The organism is Nitrospira sp. CMX1 (genome assembly GCF_054902215.1).
The window spans coordinates 93691-114051 of record NZ_JBUBKD010000040.1 but is presented as its reverse complement, the minus strand read 5'-3'; the positions used below and the strand labels follow the sequence as shown (position 1 = coordinate 114051).

At 55.1% G+C, this 20361-nt stretch carries 21 protein-coding genes; 8 read left to right on the top strand and 13 right to left on the bottom strand.

Annotation, left to right across the window (positions count from 1 at the left end; translation table 11 throughout):
* Positions 1–6: 6 nt before the first annotated feature.
* Positions 7–1248 (top strand): lactonase family protein, encoded by a 1242-nt coding sequence (locus tag ACYX34_RS10240; RefSeq protein ID WP_462076460.1) that lies wholly within the window; start codon positions 7–9, stop codon positions 1246–1248.
* A gap of 163 nt (positions 1249–1411) precedes the next feature.
* Here the strand turns inward: ACYX34_RS10240 and ACYX34_RS10235 are convergent, their stop codons facing one another.
* The 6 genes from ACYX34_RS10235 to ACYX34_RS10210 all read right to left on the bottom strand — a co-directional run bounded on the left by ACYX34_RS10235 (position 1412) and on the right by ACYX34_RS10210 (position 9479).
* Positions 1412–5596 carry an ATP-binding protein gene (locus tag ACYX34_RS10235; RefSeq protein WP_462076459.1) on the bottom strand — a complete coding sequence of 1395 codons (4185 nt, stop codon included), beginning with the start codon at positions 5594–5596 and terminating at the stop codon, positions 1412–1414.
* 12 nt (positions 5597–5608) lie between these two features.
* Positions 5609–6445, bottom strand: a complete 837-nt coding sequence (locus tag ACYX34_RS10230; protein ID WP_462076458.1) for a type IV pilin protein — start codon at positions 6443–6445, stop codon at positions 5609–5611.
* Between the two features lie 9 nt (positions 6446–6454).
* Positions 6455–7198, bottom strand: a complete 744-nt coding sequence (locus ACYX34_RS10225) for a hypothetical protein (protein ID WP_462076457.1) — start codon at positions 7196–7198, stop codon at positions 6455–6457.
* A gap of 2 nt (positions 7199–7200) precedes the next feature.
* Positions 7201–7866: a hypothetical protein gene (locus tag ACYX34_RS10220; protein ID WP_462076456.1), complete on the bottom strand. Its 666-nt coding sequence runs from the start codon at positions 7864–7866 to the stop codon at positions 7201–7203.
* Positions 7863–8297 (bottom strand): hypothetical protein, encoded by a 435-nt coding sequence (locus tag ACYX34_RS10215; protein WP_462076455.1) that lies wholly within the window; start codon positions 8295–8297, stop codon positions 7863–7865. Before ACYX34_RS10215 ends, ACYX34_RS10220 begins: the two co-directional genes overlap by 4 nt.
* A gap of 228 nt (positions 8298–8525) precedes the next feature.
* A complete protein-coding gene (locus tag ACYX34_RS10210) occupies positions 8526–9479 on the bottom strand; it encodes an alpha/beta fold hydrolase (protein WP_462076454.1) in 954 nt (317 codons plus the stop codon).
* Between the two features lie 57 nt (positions 9480–9536).
* Between ACYX34_RS10210 and ACYX34_RS10205 the strand changes: the two genes are divergently transcribed.
* Positions 9537–9908, top strand: a complete 372-nt coding sequence (locus tag ACYX34_RS10205) for a hypothetical protein (protein ID WP_462076453.1) — start codon at positions 9537–9539, stop codon at positions 9906–9908.
* Positions 9909–9967: 59 nt separating this feature from the next.
* On the opposite strand, the gene ACYX34_RS10200 is transcribed toward ACYX34_RS10205, so the two are convergent.
* The 6 genes from ACYX34_RS10200 to ACYX34_RS10175 all read right to left on the bottom strand — a co-directional run bounded on the left by ACYX34_RS10200 (position 9968) and on the right by ACYX34_RS10175 (position 14998).
* A complete protein-coding gene (locus ACYX34_RS10200; protein ID WP_462076452.1) occupies positions 9968–10930 on the bottom strand; it encodes an aldose epimerase family protein in 963 nt (320 codons plus the stop codon).
* A gap of 111 nt (positions 10931–11041) precedes the next feature.
* Positions 11042–11344, bottom strand: a complete 303-nt coding sequence (locus ACYX34_RS10195; RefSeq protein ID WP_462076451.1) for a putative quinol monooxygenase — start codon at positions 11342–11344, stop codon at positions 11042–11044.
* 37 nt (positions 11345–11381) lie between these two features.
* Positions 11382–11849: a rhodanese-like domain-containing protein gene (locus tag ACYX34_RS10190; protein WP_462076450.1), complete on the bottom strand. Its 468-nt coding sequence runs from the start codon at positions 11847–11849 to the stop codon at positions 11382–11384.
* Positions 11850–12378: 529 nt separating this feature from the next.
* Positions 12379–12942, bottom strand: a complete 564-nt coding sequence (locus ACYX34_RS10185; RefSeq protein ID WP_462076449.1) for a DUF3617 domain-containing protein — start codon at positions 12940–12942, stop codon at positions 12379–12381.
* A gap of 400 nt (positions 12943–13342) precedes the next feature.
* Positions 13343–14197, bottom strand: coding sequence for a nuclear transport factor 2 family protein (locus ACYX34_RS10180; protein WP_462076448.1), 855 nt, complete (start codon positions 14195–14197; stop codon positions 13343–13345).
* 276 nt (positions 14198–14473) lie between these two features.
* Entirely contained in the window at positions 14474–14998 is a 525-nt protein-coding gene (locus tag ACYX34_RS10175) for a hypothetical protein (RefSeq protein WP_462076447.1), read from the bottom strand.
* A 307-nt stretch (positions 14999–15305) separates the two neighbouring features.
* On the opposite strand from ACYX34_RS10175, the gene ACYX34_RS10170 reads away from it, so the two are divergent.
* The 6 genes from ACYX34_RS10170 (at position 15306) to ACYX34_RS10145 (ending at position 19702) form a co-directional block, all read left to right on the top strand.
* Positions 15306–15614, top strand: coding sequence for a hypothetical protein (locus tag ACYX34_RS10170; protein ID WP_462076446.1), 309 nt, complete (start codon positions 15306–15308; stop codon positions 15612–15614).
* 175 nt (positions 15615–15789) lie between these two features.
* Positions 15790–16422, top strand: coding sequence for an inorganic pyrophosphatase (locus ACYX34_RS10165; RefSeq protein ID WP_462076574.1), 633 nt, complete (start codon positions 15790–15792; stop codon positions 16420–16422).
* Between the two features lie 338 nt (positions 16423–16760).
* Positions 16761–17069 carry a hypothetical protein gene (locus ACYX34_RS10160; protein ID WP_462076445.1) on the top strand — a complete coding sequence of 103 codons (309 nt, stop codon included), beginning with the start codon at positions 16761–16763 and terminating at the stop codon, positions 17067–17069.
* Between the two features lie 2 nt (positions 17070–17071).
* Complete coding sequence (locus tag ACYX34_RS10155) at positions 17072–17290, top strand: hypothetical protein (RefSeq protein ID WP_462076444.1); 219 nt, start codon at positions 17072–17074, stop codon at positions 17288–17290.
* Positions 17291–17466: 176 nt separating this feature from the next.
* Positions 17467–18051 carry a hemerythrin domain-containing protein gene (locus ACYX34_RS10150; protein ID WP_462076443.1) on the top strand — a complete coding sequence of 195 codons (585 nt, stop codon included), beginning with the start codon at positions 17467–17469 and terminating at the stop codon, positions 18049–18051.
* A 46-nt stretch (positions 18052–18097) separates the two neighbouring features.
* Entirely contained in the window at positions 18098–19702 is a 1605-nt protein-coding gene (locus tag ACYX34_RS10145) for a peptide chain release factor 3 (protein WP_462076442.1), read from the top strand.
* A 62-nt stretch (positions 19703–19764) separates the two neighbouring features.
* Here ACYX34_RS10145 and ACYX34_RS10140 read toward each other — a convergent pair whose 3' ends face one another.
* Positions 19765–20361 (bottom strand): VOC family protein, encoded by a 597-nt coding sequence (locus ACYX34_RS10140; RefSeq protein ID WP_462076441.1) that lies wholly within the window; start codon positions 20359–20361, stop codon positions 19765–19767.

The following is a 20361-nucleotide window of genomic DNA, read 5'->3' as shown; positions in this document are numbered from 1 at the left end:
CCACGTATGAAGCGATTACATCCGGCCTGGGTCCTCCCGTGTCTTTTCCTTGCATCTGGTTGTGGCGATGGCGGAGGGAGTGGTGGGGTTGGTGGACTACTAGGAGCAATCGGGGGCGGCGGTGGAGAAGAGCGAACGGCAGGTTCGATTGTCTACGTCACTAATAGTGGAGCGAATAGTGTATCCGGATACACCGTGAACCCAACGACCGGTGGGCTCGCAGCAATTTCCGGTTCGCCGTTCTCGGATATTCCGACTCCGTCGGCTATTGCCGTGTCGGCGAACGGGTTGTTCGTTTACATTGCCAGCAGCGACAAGAATACAGTGACGGCCTTCCGGGTAGGCACCAACGGCACGTTATTGTTCGGGGATTCGACTTCAGGGAACCCCAACTCCGTTTCCGTGGGTACGACCCCACGAGCCCTTGCCGTCTCAAAGGATTCTCAGTTTCTCTATGTTGCGAATAGTGGATCAAGTGATGTGTCGGTTTTTAAGATCGGCACGGCGGGGGGGCTGACCCTTGTTGCACAAACAGAGGGGCGTTCCAAGCCGGTCGGTGCTGGAGTGTCCTCACCGATTGCGCTAGCCATTACTCCGAATGGGCGGTTTCTCTATGTGGCCAACAGTACGTCTAATACGATTACGGCGTTTCAAGTCGATTCGTCCGGTCTGCTGACGCTTCTCCCACAGGCCGGGCCCAGTACAAATCCTATTTCATCGGGTGGGACTGGACTCACTGCGCTCGCGCTGTCCTCGAATGGGCAGTTTCTTTACGTGACCAACGGGACATCCAGCAACGTCGCAATGTTTCGTGTTGAACCATCCGGATTATTAACCCTCATTCCCCCGACCACTTCCAATCCCATTTCTACAGGCGGAACAACTCCGAACGGTCTAGCAGTGGGGGCGGATGGGGCTCACCTTTATATCGCCAACGGAGGCGGGACGGTAGCGACGTTTTTGATAGGCAGCAATGGCTTATTGACTCTTGTGCCTGCCGTAGGGGTATCCCCAAATCCTGTACCCTCGCCAGCAGGCGGGCTCACTCCTGTAGCGCTTGCAACTTCTCCGGACGGGCAGTTCCTATATGTAGCAAATCGTGTCGCCAGTATTTCAGGAGGTAGTGTCTCAGCCTATACGATTGTGTCCGAGTCAGGTACCCTGGTTCCCGTCACGCAACTTCTTGGCAATCCCTTTCCGGCACAGAGCAATCCTTCCGCTATTGCCATCCGTGCACCGGCCCCTTGAGAACATGACCCATTCGCTGATCGGAATGATGAGCGACATTTTCCTCAGTGATCGAGAGGAGTTCTGCCGGAGCGATCCAGCCTCTGGAATGGAGACTTTTCCTAGTGCGGAACGTACATTGTCGATGATCCGTGCCGGTGAGAACGGTAGTGGGTCGAGCTGGTCATGTTGATCTCCTCTCGAGCTCGGCCTGAAAGATCCGGCTGGCGTGGGCAAATGCCTCAGTCAGTGGGGCCACCAATGGTTCGGCTTCCTTGAGCTGTCCCTGGCGACTGAGGTCTTCGAGTTGATGACATAGTTCAGATAGTGAGACGGCTCCGAGCATCGCGCTTCTTGATCGGAGGCAATGGGCTGCCTGGCTCACGGTCTGAGCATTTTCATCGGCCATCCCCTGGCGAAGTGTTGCCACCACATCGTGAGAGTCAGCCAGATACACTGACAAGATTCTTGCCAGCATATCCGGTTTCCCCGCTCGTTGGAGGTCCGTAATCGACTTCCAGGCGCTCTGATCAACGATGAAGGCAGCATCTGAATCTGAGGCGAGGACCGAAGTGCCGGATATGGAAGTCATAAGGTCGGGTTGTCTTGAAACGAGAGATTCCTGGTCATCGGCCCTTGGTTTCAGGGGAAGCCAAGAGGTCAAGACGGCATGCAGTTGCTCCATTGAGAACGGCTTTGAGATGTAATCGCTCATTCCGCTGGACAGGCACTGTTCACGATCACCTGGCGTTGCATGGGCCGTAAGAGCAATAATGGGTATCGGAGATCGTGATTCTTGTTGTTCCCATTCACGGATTTGTGTAGTGGCCTCGAACCCATCCATTTCCGGCATTTGGCAATCCATCAGGATTACATCGTGGCGAGACTGTTTTGCACGATCGACCACTTCTCGGCCGTTCTGAGCAACGGTCACGGTACATCCCATGCTTTGGAGCATCAGGAGGGCGATTTCTTGGTTCACCATGTTATCTTCTCCGAGGAGGATGTGACCTGATAAGGTCGGTGTCATCGGTGCCGATTGAGCTTGCTGCGTCGTGAGCGGTTCATCGGCGAGCGCAGTGACCAACGCTTGGTGCAGAGCGTGGAACCGGAGTGGTTTGGTCACATACTGCATGTGGATCGACGGGGTGTCCTCCTCAGCCTCCGCCCTTCTGATGAGCGAGACGAGTCGGATGATCTTGACCGATTGCAAGGTCGAGTCGGAGAGTAATGTTTGGACGATTTGGGTGTCGGTCATATTGTCGAAACGTTCGTCGATCACCGCGATGACCGGCCCTTTTTCTATGGCGAGCCCCGTCATGATGTGCTCGAGGAATTCACCTTCGCTGTCGGCTATGTGTGGGGAAATACCCCATGAGGAGAAGTATTGTGTCAGGACATGGCGGGTAGAGGAGGATTCGACTGCTGCGCACAGGCAAAGATCCGCAGAAAAAGCATCTCTATCGAGCGGGACGAGGGCATCAGGTTGAAGCAGGAACGGGAGAATGACCCAGAAGGTGCTGCCTTTCCCGATCTCACTTTCGACGCCGATGGTGCCACCCATCAGTTTGCTGAGCTGTTTGCAGATACTCAGACCAAGACCTGTTCCGCCGTGAACGCGAGTCGAGGCCCCATCCACCTGAGAAAAGGATCGAAAGAGTTTTGCTTGCCCTTCCGGGCTGATACCGGAACCTGTGTCCATGACGGTGAGCTTGATTCGGGCCGGCTTGTTCATTCCCGATGCCGGAGACTCGAGGGTCACGCGTATGCTGACCTCACCTTCCTGGGTAAATTTGATCGCGTTTCCAAGCAGGTTCGTGACGATTTGGCGGATACGGATGGGGTCTCCGTTCACCGCGGTGGGAACGGAGGGGGCATAGTCCACCAGAAAGTGAAGCCCTTTCCGTTGGGCTCGTTCTGCCAACTGTTCAGCCGTGCGCTCCACGATGTCACGTAAATCGATCGGTACTGAGTGGATCTCCAGTTTACCGGCCTCGATCTTCGAAAAATCAAGAATGTCATTGATCAAGGTCAAGAGGGTGTCGCCGGAGTTGTGGATCGTCTCGACGTAGTGGCGTTGGGTCTCTGAGAGCGTTGTGCGCGCAAGGATCTCCGTCATCCCGATGACGCCGTTCATGGGGGTTCGGATTTCGTGGCTCATGTTCGCCAGGAATTCGGCCTTCGCTTTTGTTGCATCCTCTGCCGCCAGCTTTGCAATGGCCAACGCTTCTTCCGACTCACGGCGTCGTGCAGCCTCGAGAACCAATGTCATGAAATTTGCCAAGGCTTGGGCGAATTGTTGCTCATCAGAGGCCCACTCTCGGGAGGAGTCGAGGTGTTCGATCGAGACGACGCCGGACAGTTTCCTCTGCGTATGAAACGGGGCATCAAGCCGTGCGCCTGGCGAGAGGATTGCGCTGGCCAGTTCCTGAAAGGTCGGGTTGTCTAACGCCTGTGCTGCCGCAATGAGCTGTCCATGGTCAAGAGCCGACAGGTAGTGCGGGTATTGACTGCGAAGCAGTTTTTGACCGAAGGTATGTTGTGCGCTGAGTCGATCATAGTGATCGAGGCAGTAGAGCGACTGGGTTTGCTCGTCATAAATCCAGACGCTGACTCGATCGACGACGAGCGCGTGTGCCGCAATCGTGGTCAACTGCTTCGCCGTAACGGGGAGTGATCCTTCGAACACCGTGCGGTCTTGGATCAAGGCCAGGGTTGCGCTCTGTTGTTGGTGTAACCGTTCCTCCTTCGTGACCAACGACTGATTCGTTGCTTGAAGAAGGGTCGCCTGTGCTTCCGCCTGCTGTTTCGCACCCACTGCTCCAACCAATTCCAGCTGGGCCTGCAGCTGTGCTGTCATCGCCAGACTGTTTGCCAAGGCAATGGCCACCTGGTCGGCCAATCGGCGAGCGTACGTCACATCTTGAGAAGGAGCAGATTTCCGTTGTCGATAGGCGAGCACCAATACTCCACTGACACGTTCGTTCACGATGATCGGAAAGATGATGAACAGCGAGAGGCCTGGTCGCATCATCAGGGAAAGATAAGAGGGAAGAGCAGTCGCCGGTACCGCCATATGGTGTGGATGGGCGCTCATGGCAGCCAGATGTTCCTCGGAGAATTGACACTGATAAGTCTTGATCTCCTCTGATTGGTGCTGAATGTAGCGGACGGACAATTCGGTGGGCCCGGTGTTTTGGGGATCGACGAAAGTCATTCCCACGGCATCACACGCGATACTCTCCGTGATGCGGGACTGCACGATTTTCACCATGGTAGCCGGTTCATGGCTCGAGAGAATGGCCTGACTGATCGTCGAAATGGTCTCCAGCATCTGAAACTGTTGATTCAGCTTATCCGTCATGCTGTTGAACGAATCGGCCAACTGCTCGAATTCATCGCCGCTCTGAACGATCACCTGGGTAGAGAAATCTCCGGTAGCAAGACGGGCGGTACCTTCCATCAACAATGTCACAGGTTGGAGGCTGCGTCGGATGTGAACAAGGCTGAGCAGGACGATGCCACTCAGTGTGCACGCGATCACCAGTAGGAATGTGTTGCGGAAATGTTCGACCGGCGCCAAAGCCGAGGTTCGTGTTTGGCTCAGGATAATGATCCATGGTTCGACCAGAAACATGTGACGGAGCGGCATCGACCAGGCTCCGGCGACATATTCTTGGGTGTCCAATTTCCACATCATCCCATTGCCCATGGGAGCAGCGAGATCGTGCCGACGAAGGTCTGGGAGCACGACAGGCTGAGCGAAGGTCGAGTAGAGGACCTGACGGCCGCCGTCCTCCACGACGAGATCCGTATCGCCCGGTAACGTCTCCTTGACCTGTGTGCTCCACAAGACGGTGTCGTCAACGTGTGCGGAGAGAAGGCCGGCCTCCCAGCGCGCGGGATTGACGAGACGAGTCAGCGTGAGTTGCGGAAGCTGGTTTGCAACGGGGACAATTTCGAGAAGTGATTTGCCCTCCTGGAGATGGGTGGTCTGTGCCTGCGTGAACTCCCGTCGATGAGGACCTGTCGCCGGATTGAGCCGCACGTCACGGAAGCGATGAGCCAACTCCTTCACCGAGGGGGTGATCGCACCCTCTTCTGTGACGGTGCCGTCTTGTGGCAGTTCGGCTACAATCCGACTTAGATCTGCCGAGATGGTCAGAAGATGGTCATACAGTACCATGCCCTGGGATTTACTTTCTTGCTTGAGCCGGGCAGCTGATTGGACAATCAGCTGTTCCGCGACCTGGCGGTAGGACATCCACCCGAGAAGAGAAGTCGGGACGAGAGCACAAAGTACGAAGAGCCCGAGAAGGCGGCGTCCAATACGACTATGAACGAGTGAATGGGATAACGTCGTCTGCATGGCTTCAATAAGCTAGAAGTTCCTGGCCAAGCCGTAATATCCACCATCACTCGCTCGAATGACATCATCGTGACTTTTCTGCGCCGTCAGTGGCTTCACTGAATCTCTGTCCTTTCCCATACTGTAAATATCAAAGTCCGAGCTTATGGGGTGAAGGTGACGATCTTTCCTCGCTCCACCCTGGCCGCAATTGGCCCCGCCGCCATTACCACCCCCATTACCTCCGCCACCATTACTTCCCGCATTCCCACTGCCCCCGCCGTTTCCACCGCCATTACCACCCCCCGCACCCGAGCCAGCACCTCCACCATTTCCGCCAGCATTTCCACCGCCACCCGCGTTACCGCCAGCAGCAAGGTGTAGGTAGCCGTGACGCTGTTCAGTATTGGCAGTCGATGAGACAAACCATTCGCCGTCTGCTGAGAACGAGTAATTGGCGGGGATGAATTGTGGACCGTTATTGTGACGTAATTTCAGTTTGGCCAGACTGGAAATATCGTCGATTGTTTCGCAATTGATACGGTAATACTGATAGGGAGTCCCCCAGGGATCTAGCATGGTGCTCCGCCCGATGTCTGTGAGGCTATCGGGGTATGTTCCGGTGCCCAACGCGAATCCTTTAATGTCCTTGGTGATCGCGTACAGTTCGGAAATGGCTCGTGCCACCCGTGCCTTCTCGATAAATTCCATGTAATTCGGGACGGCCAGAGCGGCCAAGACGCCCACGATTGAGATAGCCAGCATGAGTTCGATGAGGCTAAAGCCATCAGTGTGCAAGAGATACGATCGGCACGCTCGGCTCGGGCGAAACGGGGGCATCTCCCAAATGGATTCGCTCTCGTGTTTCATAGGGCTCGTCTAGTTGCTATGAGTCTTGAACGCATCCAGGGAGGACTTGAGTACTGATAAATTCTGTTCCATTTGTTTTGCGAGCGTGGCTAAGGCAGGATCCTCTTTCGCCGTAGCCAGTTCCCTGATCCGGGTGGCATCGAGGGCCAGTAAGACTTGCACATGTTTGAGTGCGATGATCTTCGATTGCAGCTGAACCGTCATGTGATTGACCAGATCAACCTCCGGGGTCAAATAGTCCCCTTGACGCAACGTGGTTCGAACGCAGAGGTTGCCGTTGCCGATCTGAGGGAATACATGTTTAAGCCGAGCGAGTGGGCCGGCCACCCGATGCATCAGCCGTATCGAGTGCATGCAATGGATGAAGACCACAAGACTTGCACCGAGTGCCCAGGGCCAGAATTTGGCGTGGAGGTTGAGGAGGTCGTTGGCGACGACGGCTCGCTCTTGCCAAGATAGCGCGGGATTATCGAGCGCTTGTAGGAGAGGTGTGAACACGGGAATGGCCAGCAACACGAAGATGATCAACGAATAGATGATGACCTGACTCAGCATACGGATCTGCATCGGGTGCACCATGTTGACCACACGCCGGGTGTGAGGACGGTCAGCCTGAGATGCCGCATCTGTGCGACCAGGTGGTACGACGGTGAGCGGGGGGGGCTGGCGGGGAGATTCCTTTATGGGGTTTGGTTCAGCCGGTGAGCCACGGTCCTGTTCTGATGTGCCGGTCGTGCGAAGTGGGTGCCCCATAATTAGGCAGCTTTCATGATCGGTGGTGAGTCCAGCTGAGGAGACTCATCAAATTCAAAACGTTGTTGCTCCGGCATGCGTTCCATCTCCAACTCGAAGGTTGTCAGACAGCCTTTGAATCGGCGGATCTCTTCGTCAAGTGTGTGCAGCGCAGACGTGATCTGGCCAGGCGCCTGTGTCTGCGCGCGGACCGCCACTGCTTCATAGGCCTCGGTGACGAGCGCCGAATGGAGATTGATGGTCTTGATCCGATTCTCAAGGCTATCCAACATCGCGTTGAATACCTGTGCTTCCCGATGGAGGTAGTCGTGTTTCCGTAACCGTGCCCGTTGGTGCAGATCGCCGGTCCCGATCGACCGAAAGAGGGTGGAGAATCGATACAGTGGTCCGGCAATGCGGTGCATGAAATACAGGGAGTGGAGGAGCAGTGCTAGGAAGGTGATGATCAGCCAGGGCCAGATCCGTGAATTCAGCTCAAGAAACTGGGATGCCACCTGCGCATGTTGTTCCCAGGATAGGGATGGATCGTAGAGCGGCTGCACCATCGGCAGGAAGATGACGGCATACAGCATGATCAACAGACAGGCCACGTAGATCAGCGTGGTCCAGACAAACCAGTATTGGATGGGATGAACGAACAACTGTCTTCGTTGAAAAAGATCGATCATGATTCCATCGCTTTTCTCGTCCAGATGAGATGTGCCTGGTTCTTGAAGGTGAGGGTGTGATCTTTACTATGGTAATAGAACGATAAGGTTTGTTCATCGCTTCGAGAATCGCCGTAGGTGATCGTATACAACGTGCGAGGCCCTTCTGCACTCACCTCGATGCGGCGCATGGCTTGCGCATCCAGATGTTCGAAACCGACGCTGAACGACACGCCGTTTGTAGTAAACACCAGCATGCTGTTCTCATATCCCTTTGCCGAAGTGACCCAGGCGCCGACCAACTCATTCGGGCAAGAGACGGGCTGGTCTCGCACCACAACGCTATAGATGAAACCGACCAGCATCAGCCCGGCGATGGCGATCAAGACCGTCGTTGATCTGCTCTCTGGTTGTTCAGGAGGATTTGCCGTCGCAGCGGACGCTTGTCTCATGCATACCTCGGTTTCTCTGAGATACGTCGGTCATCAGCTCAGTGATGGCATCGTACCTCGCCTGGCCAATGGGTCAACAACTTGATCACTTCCCACAGAGCGGAGAAGAGGAAAAAACTGGACTGTTGGTGCGGATCGATACAACGGTCATACGCTCGGTTACTGATGACTGTGGAATGCCGAGGGTGGTGAGTTTGAGGAAACAGCCGGGTTATGGGAGTAACACGTTCAGTCGGCAAAGGACTGGGGAGTGGGTACGGAGGATTGGGGTGATTCGCGCAGCCTCTTGTGCAGCCAGGTCACCAATTCATGGTTCACGCGGTCGGGCTTGTCTTCATGAACGAAGTGTCCGGCATCCGCTAACGTGACAGTGGTCAGGTCCCCGACAAACCGGTTCAATCCATCCAGGTTGTGAGCACCCAGGGCCTGATCTTGTAGCCCCCACAAGACCAAGGTGGGAGTTTCGATCTTGGGATAGCCCAGACCGCGTTGGTGCAGCACCCCTCCGCCACGAAAGGCGGCTCGATAGTAATTCAGCATGGCGCTGAGGGCCCCTGGCGCACAGGCTTGCTTGCGGTAGCGCTGTACGATGTCGTTGGGTATGTGCTCCCGATGAATCGCCATACGTTCGAAGATCTTTCCGATGATGTAGCCCTGAGCCATGGACAAGATGGCCTCAGGAAGCCAAGGAATCTGAAATACCCCCATGTACCAGGAGCGGCGCAATTGTCGCCAGCGCCTGAGTTCTCGTTCAAAGCAAGCTGGGTGGGGGGCATTCAGAATCACAAGGGCTTTGAGTCGTTCCGGATACCGCATGGCATAGTACCAGGCGATGATGCCACCCCAGTCATGCCCAACCAGGATGGTCTGTGCCGATCCAGCGGCCGTCAGCAGTCCGTTGACGTCATGCAGCAACGACTCGATCGAGTAGGTCCCAAGACCACTGGGACGTGTCGTCCCTCCATAGCCACGTAGGTCAGGGGCCCAGACCCGATAGCCGGCTTCTGTCAGTGGCTGAATCTGATATCTCCATGAAATCGAATATTCCGGGAATCCATGCAGACAGAGTACCAGCCGGTCTCCGGTTCCAGCCATGGCGACTTGAAAGGACAATTGATTGGCCGAGACCCGGCGATATGAGAGGGCTGCAGCGTGGGGAAGATTCAGGTCATTCGTGCTCATGTGCAAAAACTTGGAAAATGCTGGTCAGATCGTGACGGCTTCGCTATGCTCACCGGAATGGAACGACCAAATTGGGTATTTCGGCAAGATCAGGGCAAATGGCTTGCGCATCCCGAAGGCAACCCGCAGCGGGAAGTTCAAGCAGTCTCCTTCGAGGAGCTGCGGAATAAGGTTCAACAGCTGAGTCAAGACCTCGCAACAAGTCCTCGCGAGGTTCCACGTGTCGAGCGACCCGTAGTCGATCAACCGCGCCTGGATACACCACGGTATGTGATCTCGCTGGATCAAGAGAAGTGGTGTGGGTACTTGCAGGGATATCCTGATCAGTCAGCACAAGGAGATTCCTTTGATGAAGTGGAGTTCAAGTTAAGTCTTCTCTGGCGTGATCTCGTCAACAGAAAATCTCCTACCCTCCGGAAAGCGGCCTGAACCCTGCGTCCTTTTGGCTCGCCTGTTTCTCGTCAGAAGGTGCGGCACTGGCTCGAGAGCTACTGATCCTTGCCGCGGCTTGAATCGTCCACCCTCCAGCATCCGGAGAAGGTTTCACCGGGAACCAATCGCTTGAGCCCCCATTCCGGATGGTTGAATGCATCGCTCGCACAGGTCATCGGTTCGATGGCAAGCGCAACACGTGGGGCATCCGCGATGGCATCCCCTGTATAGACGACCACTGCGGCAAAGGCTGAGTCCATCGTGACGGTGATCGTTCGGTTGCTTGCGGAATGGCGAAGCGAGGCGGTAGCGAGCCCTTGGGTAGCACGCTCCAAATTCACATAGCAATGGTTGAACCGTTGTTGGGCGATCGAGCGAAAGCGACGGTAGTCCCACGGTGTGTCAATCACGTCGCAGATCGTCCCAGTCGGCACGAGTCGTTCATTGAACTCCAAGTAACCAGTCCCTGGAATCTGTACTTCAGCCTCATCAATCATGGCGGTTCCCACGGTGAAATAGGGGTGAAATCCGATTCCCACCGGTGCAGCACGCTCACCGATATTTTCGGCGCTGAAGGTACAGGACAGTCCGTTGGCATTTAGCTCGTAGGTCATCGTGATGTTCAAGGAAAAGGGGTAACCTCTGTGGCTGTACGCTGCAGCATGGAGTGTCACCATCAACGTGGCTTGATTCGATTCAATGTTTCGGATGTTCCATGGGAGATTCCGAACGAATCCATGAATGGCGTTCGGACCTTCCTTATCATTGCATTCCAGTTGGAATGTCTGTCCATCGAATGAATATCGGCCGTTGCCGATCCGTCCAGGAAAGGGGATCAGCACATCGCCCTGTCCGCCTCGTTTTCCACTGCCACCTGCATAGCCCCAGGCAATATCAACCTCCTGCCCAGCTCCATCAATGAAAAAGTATCGGCGTAACGACGCCCCCCAAGGAGCGATGACAGCTCGTTGATTGTCGTACAAGAGGGTGAGTTCCGTATCCGGTGTCACAAGTGTCATCGTCGGGGTTCTCCCTGATTGTGTGGCTTCTCTAAGGTTGACCATGTGAACGAACTCTCTGGATGTTCCATCCGGGGTTTCGTCCTGACAGAGATCGACCTGTACGGGCAATTACCCTACGGCGCCATACCGCTGGATCTGAAGTTCCGAGGCAAGAAGACCGGTTAGCTGTTGCAGTGTGGCCAACAGATGGGGAGTCACGAAATGTGCCTGTTCTGCTGCTGCGCTGGCCCACCGTTCGACAAACACAAAGTCAGTCGGATCGGCATGGTTCTGCAACAGCTCGTAGCTGAGGCATCCCGGTTCTTTACGAGTCGCATCGACGAGCGCAGTCAGAATGTCTCGCACCTGTGCCACGTGGTTGGGCTGAGCCTTAGCGTGGGCAATCACACGGAGAGAAGTATCAGCAGTCATGGGATGCCCCACGGTTGGAATCTGAATCGGCAACAGCCTACTTCACAAAGGGATGGCCGGTTTTTTTCCATTCGTCGAGGTTCATGATGACCACGGAGGTTTGCGTGAATCCAAGCTCGCCGAGGGTTTGAGCGGCAAGGGTTGCACGCCTCCCAGCTTGGCACTGGAGCACAATCGGTCGCTCAAGGTCAGCTTTTTCTCGAGATCCGATGTGGGTCCAGATTTGGGAGTCGATGACGCCGCGTGGGATGTTGATCGCTCCAGGGACGTGCCCGGCTGCATACTCCTCTGGTTCACGGACATCAATGATCAAGGCTGCACCAGGATTCTCAACGATCTTTCGATAGTCCTCCATGCCAATGGTCCTGACAGGCTTCTGTGCCACGGCACCATTTTGTTTGGCTGCCGGTGAAAGTCCCTGCTCAAGAGCCGAAGAGGAAGTAGAAAGCGAGACGCTGATGAACGCTGTGAGCGAGAAGGCGATCAGGGCATTCACGGTCTTCATATAAGTTCTCCTTCAGGTGATTGTGCCGTATCTTGGTCTAAGGGGGAACGTGGGAAAATCAGTGTACCCTGACTGACGCTGTTCCTCAAGGGCTGGGTGGTGAGCGAACAGAAACTGGCCGTGACTGCTGCCTCGGGCCAAACATCACTAGAGTCACGATTAGAAAATTGGTAAGGAGAGTCTTAAGGGGTCCTCGCTCGCATTATTCATGACGGTTCGTGACGAAACCGCCCAGACGCCATGCGAGACGGGCATGCGGAGCCCTGAGAGACCAAGGCATACTTGAAACAGTATGTCGAGGTCCCGAAGAGCGAGCCTGCCCGCTTGGCAGCGCGAAGCTCGCGGCTCAAGCTGGTGGCAGCGGCGTATCAGCGGTTGCAGTAGAAGCGTTCATGAATAATGCGGGCGAGGGATGGTGCCATATTGCTTGGGGACAAGGCACTGCTCTTGGATAGTCATGGGATGTTGAAGAGAAGACGAGTCAAATCGTAAAGCTTCAACGAAAGAGTCACAGTGTGAGATGAAGCATCTATTCTTCAAAAGCATCGCAACCAACGCGAAGCCACTTCCCTTTGATATCGATATGGGCCTTGCCTGATCCCCCTTCGCTTCGTTCCCCGACTGCCACAATGCTTTCCGTTGTTTTCGCTTCAACAGTGAAATGGGTGGTCGAGCTGGGTGGGCCAGGGCACAGTTGGTCGAGCACAAGTTTGGACGAGGATTTGGAGAGGACCTTGACCTTGCACTGGACCGCCGTATCCTCATCTTCGTCTTCCATCTCCTTGATGATTCGATCCTGACTCAGATCTTCTTTGGTAATGCAGGATTGGGTGGTCATCGTGTGGGGTTTGCCTTCTCGGGACTTGATCATCTGTTCCATCTGAGCGCGTTGTGCCGGTGTCATTTTCGCTGACAGCTCAGACGACAATTTCATCCCGGAGGCAACAGTGGTCACGGTCATTTCCCAGGCGCCGGGTTTGACACTGAAAGACTCGGCATGGGCATCCGGCATTGGAGCGGGAAGAAAATCATCAAGTGTGACCATGATGCCAACGAGCGCGATTACATGAGCAAACATCCAAGCATTTTTCATGGAACACCCTCCGGAAGATCTACGATGTAGTGAGGTGACTGGTATCTGGAGATGTCGCATTCTAACGATGTGGGGTGGCCCAGTCCATACCAAGAAGTTGAGAGAGGAGAGTATAGGGGCGGAACTCTGATTTGATCCGACTGGGCCAATATCTAAGACCGAGGTTGTTACGAGTTGATCGAGGTGATTCATGGGTATTGTGCAATCAATCACTTATAGACTATAGATGATATAGATCATGAGATGGAGTGGTAGCGTACACACGCAGGCTGAGCTGAAGTCCGAGGTGGCATTGTCCTGCAGAAATGTCAGAAAGTCCAACAGGACCTAGCTCTCGCAGCAGTTTGAGTGGAGGATGGTCCTGGTCAATCTTATCCAAGTCCTGGCGGACTTGAATCAACTACGGTATGACTTTTTTCCAGTGATAGGTGCCTCCGTGTTCACGCGGTGGGATATTTTTTTGCTTTCCGACTCTGCTGTACCACCAGATCCCTTTGGCTTGAGTACCGTCTTCTGAAAGGATGACTTCAAATCCACCCTCCCGATCATTGTCTGGTTGGTGCCAGGTCCCTTGCCAGAGGCGATTCGAGATCGCGCTGGTCGTGAACCGACCGCCATGTTGGGTGTACGGCCCATTCCCATTCTTATCGAACGTTGCTTTGTACCGTTTGTCATCCTCCACCTCGATAATCTCCCATTCTCCACTGAGATCAATACCAGGTGCGGCGTGACCATTCTCGATAGTATATAGCGAGGACCCAGCTGATGGTGAGGCTAGTGGTCCACTCAACTGAGCGGATCGAAAGGATTCATGCCACGATAATAGTTGCCATTGGCCATCGCGTCGTTCCAGTACGCCGGTTTCTCTCATCGGAAACACCGTTCGCTTGAGTCCAGTACTCTCAGTCACATAGCGAATATAGTCGAGCTCCATGGCGTACCAAGCAAGAGCCCCTTTCGTCCAAACTTTCAGCTCTTTAATCGGAATCTCAAGTTTCTGCGCGTTAGAAAACTCTTCCTTCATGCCTTGTTCAAGTTCAGGCCAGCCAATATACTTTCGGCCGGCGATCCCATAACTGATGATGTCTGCGTCGTGGGCCATCATACGAGAGAGCGTCGGTAAGTCCTTCTCGGCATTGGCTCGGACGAGCCGTCGGATGGCCGACTCTGGGTCAGATGGTTCTGCTGCTGCGGTCGTGACGGTGGTGATGACAAGTGCCAGGCTTATCCAGGCGATACATCGAAAAGCCTTCATACATGACTCCTCTCTATTACATTACCGGAAGATCGAGAGAACGGTGGTTGGCCCTGGTCAGTTCTGATTGGCCAGATGCGCAACTCAGGATTACCGTCGGTATCCCATGAGTAGGGGCGTGGGTGTCAAGCCTCACGACTTGGAAGACTTGGAGTGTACGACGATCTCGTGGGTCGCGAGGAACTGATTGATTGAGCAGTTACAGAACGGGAGGACGACTGTGGACTTCGTCAGGCCAAGTGGATGGGACCTATTCAGGCATCGTAGACACTCACATCAGCGCTCCCATCGATAGCTGACAAGCAACGGCATGCCGGTTAATACGGCGAGCACTCCGAACGGCAATACCCCCACGACGGCATGTTGCAGGGCCATGTACTGGTCGATGGTGAGGCCATGAAGTGGGAGAACGATCGTTGATTCCATGAGAATCATCAGGACGAACGCCACGAACCCGATGCCAAGTCGTATACGTGGGATGGGCGGCAAATGGAATCGGTCGATTGTCCATTTTGCACCGATAATCATAGCCAGAAGCGTGTTGGGAACTTCCAGTAACCGGGCGATCAGTTCACTGATATGCAGAGCGATCACCTCAATCCGAACGACCTCGAGTACGAATCCAACCCCGAGCGCAATGAGAAAATAGACACCACCGGCCCGCACCACCAGGGAAGCACGAGTCTTGTGTTGCGCCTGGGGTATCTTCGCGGGGAGGGTTGTCACGGGATCTACGGGCTTGGCAATCGGGTCAGGCGAGCGTCCGTCTTCACTGTCACGTCTCTTCTGAGATGTGCTCATGATGGAGAGGCCAGTGTAGCGAAAAGTCGGAGAGACATCCATGTTTCTTCAAAGTTGTGCAAGGAGGGTGGAGTCTGGTTCGTTCATCGTCATCTCAGCGTCAGGTGCTGAGTGTGGATTTGTGAAAATAGATGTATTGAATCTCACGACCGTCGTTCCCTCCAGCGCATCGTGTTGGGTGTTCCGTCCCGGCCCAGATTGCAGGAGGACCGAACGAGGCAATAGATGACTTTCTTACGTACTCGCGGTAAGCTCGAACATCGTAATGGTACGTGCGATGTGAGGGAGATTCATGAAGGGGGACAGGATGCAGAAACGGATGAGCCGAGTGGGTTGTGGCATCGTGTTACTGGTCGGGCTGTGCTTGGCTGGAACGATGCCGGCTGTCGCTGCCGATGAGTCGAGTGTGGATGTGAATGGTCCTGATGCGATGAAGCCTCTGCTTGAACAGCAGGTCGGCAAGCGCGTGAAGATCAAATTCTGTTCGGGGCAGGACGTGGAGGGGAAGGTCGTTAAGGTCGGTTCTCATGTCGTGCAGCTGACGGAATTGGTCGATGCGACGGTCAAGCTGAATGATGTGGCGGCAGTGATCGTGAGGGTACGTTCAAAGTCATGATGCTCGAACGGACGCCGGGTGATGGGGCATTCTCGGCAACAGGGTATGTCGTGCATAACTGGGAGCGAGGGGAGGTTGCATGAAGGACAGCAAGGGGCGGAAACGGGGAGAGACCGGCGATCAGACGGATGAAGCTCGGAGCGGGAACGACCCGTTTCAACGATTGCTCGGGCTCATGTTCAAGGCGCATCCGTGGCACGGCGTGTCGATCGGTCAGGAAGCTCCGGATGTCGTCATGGCCTATATCGAAATCGTTCCTACCGATACGGTTAAGTATGAAGTCGACAAGCGGAGCGGTTTTCTCAAAGTCGATCGACCGCAACGCTTTTCTAATTGTTGTCCGGTTTACTACGGCCTGATTCCGCAGACCTATTCCGGAGAACAGGTGGCCGGGATCTTCGCAAAACGAGCTCGTCGGAAGGGGATGGTCGGGGACGGTGATCCACTGGATATCTGTGTCTTATCCGAAAAAAGCATTCCCCATAGCGATATCTTATTAACGGCGCTCCCGATCGGTGGATTGAGTCTGGCCGACGGCGGAGAAGCCGACGATAAGATCATTGCCGTGATGCGGGACGACGCGGTGTACGGCAATTTCACAGACATTGCGCAATGTCCGACGGCACTGATGGATCGCCTGCAGCATTACTTTCTGACCTACAAGAGCGCGCCCGGGACGACTCAACATAAGGTGGAAATTACCAGTGTGTATGGCCGCGAGGAAGCACTCAAAGTGATTCGTGCGAGTCATGCCGACTACAGGGTTCAATATCCGGAACTCAGTTCCTTATGGCCGAAGCAGTTGTAAGCGGTCTCTTCGGCCGATCCCATGATCGGCCCGCATGATTCGCGAGCGTTTCTCCTGTAACCACCGATACGCCGCTGCTACAACATTTGTTGTCCGTCGTTCGTGAGGCGTGAAGAGCCATAATCCGGAACGAGATGCGTTTCACGAACGACGTGATCCAAGTGGTTTCGCCACGAACCGTCCTGGACAATGCGGATGAGGACCATCGCATCACCGTACACGCGACCAGTAGTCGTGCGATCGATGTGTTCACGGTTCGCTTCTGCGTAAGGAATGCTGCTGATTCTGTCGATTTGCTTCTGCCCATCTCATGATGATGGTAGGCTGTGTATCAGCCTATGTCACCCTCCTCTCTTCAGTCACCAATTGCTGAGACCGCACAACGGTCGCTGTTCGACCAACCTCTCTCTGAAACGGCGGTGGCGGCTTTGTGGCGAGGGCAAGTCATTGATGCGATCACACTGGTTCGCAAAGAGCAACGGATCGATTTGAAAGAAGCCAAAGCAGCCGTCGAGGCGTATCTACGAAGCCAGCCTGCATTGCAACGTCGAATTGAAAAAGATCTGGCCGATGCGCGAGCGGGGCTGCTTCGGTGGGTGCTGTTCTTCTTCATTGGAGGCGTGGGGTTGCTTTATTTTCTGATGTAGCCGTGGAATTGGGTATCGATATGGATACCGTCTACATTCTTCTGGCGCTCATGGGAGCAGCAGCTTCGTTTGTGACATTTTGCGTCATGCGGTTTCCTCGTATTCGGCGGGCACGGTTTCAGCCGTCCGGTCCGTTTTCCTTCCTGGCTTCATTCTCGATGGCCTTCGTCATCTTCTTTATCTCGGTGTTAGCCGTCTACGCCCAAGCGGTCTGGCACTGAACGGGTCCGTCAATGGGGCGGGCCGTTCGCCCGCACTGACTCCAACTACCTCCTGACTCTTCTGTATCAACTGAGCCTACGGTGGTCAGGAGGAGCGCTGGAATTCTTATCACCTAAACCGGTATGCTGCATCGCGTGATGTCACCAGGCGGTCCAACGATCACTCATGGAGCTCGATGTTTCCATGCCGCTGTGGTTATACAGGAACGACGGTAGTGGAGTATCTCGCAATGGTGCCTGATGGGCTTGAAGCGACCGGCTCGATCACCAGGGCTCTCGCCGAAGACCACCGGCGACTTGAACGATTGCTGAAGGCAGCGGTGGATTCGGCCGGCCACGTGGAGCGCGAATCCTACGATCGCTTTCGAGCCGGCCTATTGCGCCACATTGGGATCGAGGAAAAAATTCTTCTCCCTGCGGCTCAGCGATTGCGTGGAGGAGAGCCGCTTCCTATTGCGGCAAAGCTCCGGTTTGATCACGGAGCGATTGCAGCCTTGCTCATGCCGACTCCCACGTCCGGTGTCTTGGCGACGCTGCACGTGATCCTTGAACAACATAACCTGCTCGAGGAAGGTCCGGAAGGTGTCTACCAGGCTTGTGATGTGCTGTTGCGGGACGAGCTCAGCCAGTTGATGGCCAAACTTCATGCAGCCTCGGAGGTGAGCGTGCTGCCTTGTTCAGATGCTCCGGCAGTCCTGGGTGCAGTTCGTCGGGCAGTAGAGCGAGCCGGATTTGAGCTTTCCGGCGATTTCCCCGCATGATTCGTCTCCTCTTCCGAACGCGATATGGTATGTTAGCGATTCAATCATGATACCTGACACGACTCTGTTGAGTGAACTTGCGGCTGCGGCCAGGCAACGGCGCACCTTTGCCATCATCAGCCACCCGGATGCCGGGAAAACAACACTCACCGAAAAACTCCTGCTCTATTCCGGCCTGATCCGCACGGCCGGTATGGTGCGCGGACGCAAGGGCGGAAAGACGACAGCTTCCGATTGGATGGGGATGGAGCAGGAACGAGGCATCTCAATCACGGCGTCCGCGATGCAGTTTCCATACAAGGGTGCGGTTATCAATTTGCTCGACACGCCGGGGCACCAGGATTTTTCGGAAGATACCTATCGCACGCTGACTGCTGCGGATAGTGCTATCATGGTGATCGATGCAGCCAAGGGCGTGGAGACGCAAACCCGCAAACTTTTTGCTGTATGCCGCATGCGGCGGATTCCGGTCCTGACGTTGATCAACAAGATGGATCTGCCTGGACGTCCCCCCTTGGACCTCATGACGGAGGTCGAGCAGGCGTTGAATATTCACGCGAGCGCCGTCAACTGGCCGATCGGATCGGGCAGTGACTTCGTGGGCATTGTCACCAGAGCCGATCGTCAGGTGCAGTTGTTCAGCAAGACCATGCATGGTGGAGCAGCCAGGGTGGAGACGGATACGTTGCCCTTCGCAGAGCTGGGCTCACACAGCCGAGTCTCGGAGGAGATGTTGGCGCAGGTTCAGCATGATCTGGAGCTCTTGGAGATTGCCGGGAACCCGTTCACGCGGGAACAGTTTCTCGGCGGTGACGTGACTCCGGTCTTTTTTGCCTCCGCGCTCACGAACTTTGGGATTGAAAGTTTTCTCGATGCCTTTGTGGAGTTGGCCCCCAGCCCTGGTGCACGCTTGGCTGATCGAGAGGATGGGTCCGACTTGACGGTTGACCCGATTGATATGCCGTTCAGCGCCTATGTGTTCAAGCTGCAAGCCAATATGAATCCCAAGCATCGTGATAGTACGGCATTTCTTCGCGTGTGCTCAGGACGCTTCGAGCGCGATATGGTCGTAAAACATCATCGATTGGGTCGCGACATTCGCTTGGCACGGCCGCACAGTTTGGTGGCGCAAGAGCGGAGTACGGTCGAAGAGGCCTACCCGGGCGATATCATCGGGATTATTAACCCCGGGGTCTTCGCTATCGGAGATACCGTATCTCTAACCGGAGGTTTCAACTTTAAACCGCTGCCGCAGTTCCAACCTGAGATCTTTGCGCGTCTGCGACCGACGGATGTCGGGAAGCGAAAGGCTTTCGACAAGGGGGTCTCCCAGATGGCGCAGGAGGGGACCGTCCAAATTATGCGCAGTCTCCATGATCAGGAGATCTTGATTGCCGCGGTCGGTCGACTGCAGTTCGATGTATTGCAGTACCGGCTCCGCCACGAGTATCGCGTGGAAACTATTCTCGATGCGCTGCCGTTCAGCTGTAGCGCCTGGTTGGATGGAAATCCGTCCACTTTTAAATCACCGTCGGCGTCGATGATGGTGAAGGACCAACGAGATAGAGTCGTTGTGTTATTCGGCGACCAACTGATGAAGACCATTGCGCGCGATCGCAATCCTGACCATCTCCTGCGGGACATGGGATAGAGGAAGCAGCAGGCGTCTCACCTAGGTGTCACTGCATCAGGAGTGATCGACAGGCAAATATCTTATTTGCCTGTCGATGATTTCATCAGGCTGTCGGCCTGCGGCGGCAGGAAGCCGAGGTAGCCTCGGTGCCGCTCCGCCAATTCTAAGACCGTGAAAGGCTGACCATCGACCATCTCGGGGGAAGAAAAAATCTGCCGGAGATGGCCACCACGCTCTCCGACGATATTGCCGGCGAACACCACACCGCGCTGTTTCAATCGGGCGACAGCTTGTTCGATATCTTCCACATGCACGGCGACATGGTGGAAGACTTTGTCGCCGAACTTGTTTACCCAGCCGGGAATGATACTGGTCTGACCTCGCTCGTCCGGGTAGGCCTGATCGACGAAGAGGCCAGGGTATCCAGGTTTCCGATAGACCTTCGCATACCAGTCGTCATATTGCAGCGTTTCATCGTACGCATAGCCTAACGACACAAAGGGTTCGGCGCCTTGGTCGATATTCAACGTCCTGATAGTGACATGGTCGATGACCGGCGCAAACCCTACGCCGGTTTCGTCCAGCATGGCCTTGAGGACATTGGCAGCCTGGTTGCGCACGACATAGTCAGCCACCATTCGTTCCATGAGAGTATCAAGTTCCTGAGCCTGATCCAT

Excerpts from the sequence above, each read along its gene's own strand:
- ACYX34_RS10240 (WP_462076460.1), top strand. The coding sequence starts at position 7 with ATGAAGCGATTACATCCGGCCTGGGTCCTCCCGTGTCTTTTCCTTGCA.
- ACYX34_RS10235 (WP_462076459.1), bottom strand. The coding sequence starts at position 5,596 with ATGCAGACGACGTTATCCCATTCACTCGTTCATAGTCGTATTGGACGC.
- ACYX34_RS10230 (WP_462076458.1), bottom strand. The coding sequence starts at position 6,445 with ATGAAACACGAGAGCGAATCCATTTGGGAGATGCCCCCGTTTCGCCCG.
- ACYX34_RS10225 (WP_462076457.1), bottom strand. The coding sequence starts at position 7,198 with ATGGGGCACCCACTTCGCACGACCGGCACATCAGAACAGGACCGTGGC.
- ACYX34_RS10220 (WP_462076456.1), bottom strand. The coding sequence starts at position 7,866 with ATGATCGATCTTTTTCAACGAAGACAGTTGTTCGTTCATCCCATCCAA.
- ACYX34_RS10215 (WP_462076455.1), bottom strand. The coding sequence starts at position 8,297 with ATGAGACAAGCGTCCGCTGCGACGGCAAATCCTCCTGAACAACCAGAG.
- ACYX34_RS10210 (WP_462076454.1), bottom strand. The coding sequence starts at position 9,479 with ATGAGCACGAATGACCTGAATCTTCCCCACGCTGCAGCCCTCTCATAT.
- ACYX34_RS10205 (WP_462076453.1), top strand. The coding sequence starts at position 9,537 with ATGGAACGACCAAATTGGGTATTTCGGCAAGATCAGGGCAAATGGCTT.
- ACYX34_RS10200 (WP_462076452.1), bottom strand. The coding sequence starts at position 10,930 with ATGACACTTGTGACACCGGATACGGAACTCACCCTCTTGTACGACAAT.
- ACYX34_RS10195 (WP_462076451.1), bottom strand. The coding sequence starts at position 11,344 with ATGACTGCTGATACTTCTCTCCGTGTGATTGCCCACGCTAAGGCTCAG.
- ACYX34_RS10190 (WP_462076450.1), bottom strand. The coding sequence starts at position 11,849 with ATGAAGACCGTGAATGCCCTGATCGCCTTCTCGCTCACAGCGTTCATC.
- ACYX34_RS10185 (WP_462076449.1), bottom strand. The coding sequence starts at position 12,942 with ATGAAAAATGCTTGGATGTTTGCTCATGTAATCGCGCTCGTTGGCATC.
- ACYX34_RS10180 (WP_462076448.1), bottom strand. The coding sequence starts at position 14,197 with ATGAAGGCTTTTCGATGTATCGCCTGGATAAGCCTGGCACTTGTCATC.
- ACYX34_RS10175 (WP_462076447.1), bottom strand. The coding sequence starts at position 14,998 with ATGAGCACATCTCAGAAGAGACGTGACAGTGAAGACGGACGCTCGCCT.
- ACYX34_RS10170 (WP_462076446.1), top strand. The coding sequence starts at position 15,306 with ATGCAGAAACGGATGAGCCGAGTGGGTTGTGGCATCGTGTTACTGGTC.
- ACYX34_RS10165 (WP_462076574.1), top strand. The coding sequence starts at position 15,790 with ATGTTCAAGGCGCATCCGTGGCACGGCGTGTCGATCGGTCAGGAAGCT.
- ACYX34_RS10160 (WP_462076445.1), top strand. The coding sequence starts at position 16,761 with ATGTCACCCTCCTCTCTTCAGTCACCAATTGCTGAGACCGCACAACGG.
- ACYX34_RS10150 (WP_462076443.1), top strand. The coding sequence starts at position 17,467 with ATGTTTCCATGCCGCTGTGGTTATACAGGAACGACGGTAGTGGAGTAT.
- ACYX34_RS10145 (WP_462076442.1), top strand. The coding sequence starts at position 18,098 with ATGATACCTGACACGACTCTGTTGAGTGAACTTGCGGCTGCGGCCAGG.
- ACYX34_RS10140 (WP_462076441.1), bottom strand. The coding sequence starts at position 20,361 with ATGGATCAGGCTCAGGAACTTGATACTCTCATGGAACGAATGGTGGCT.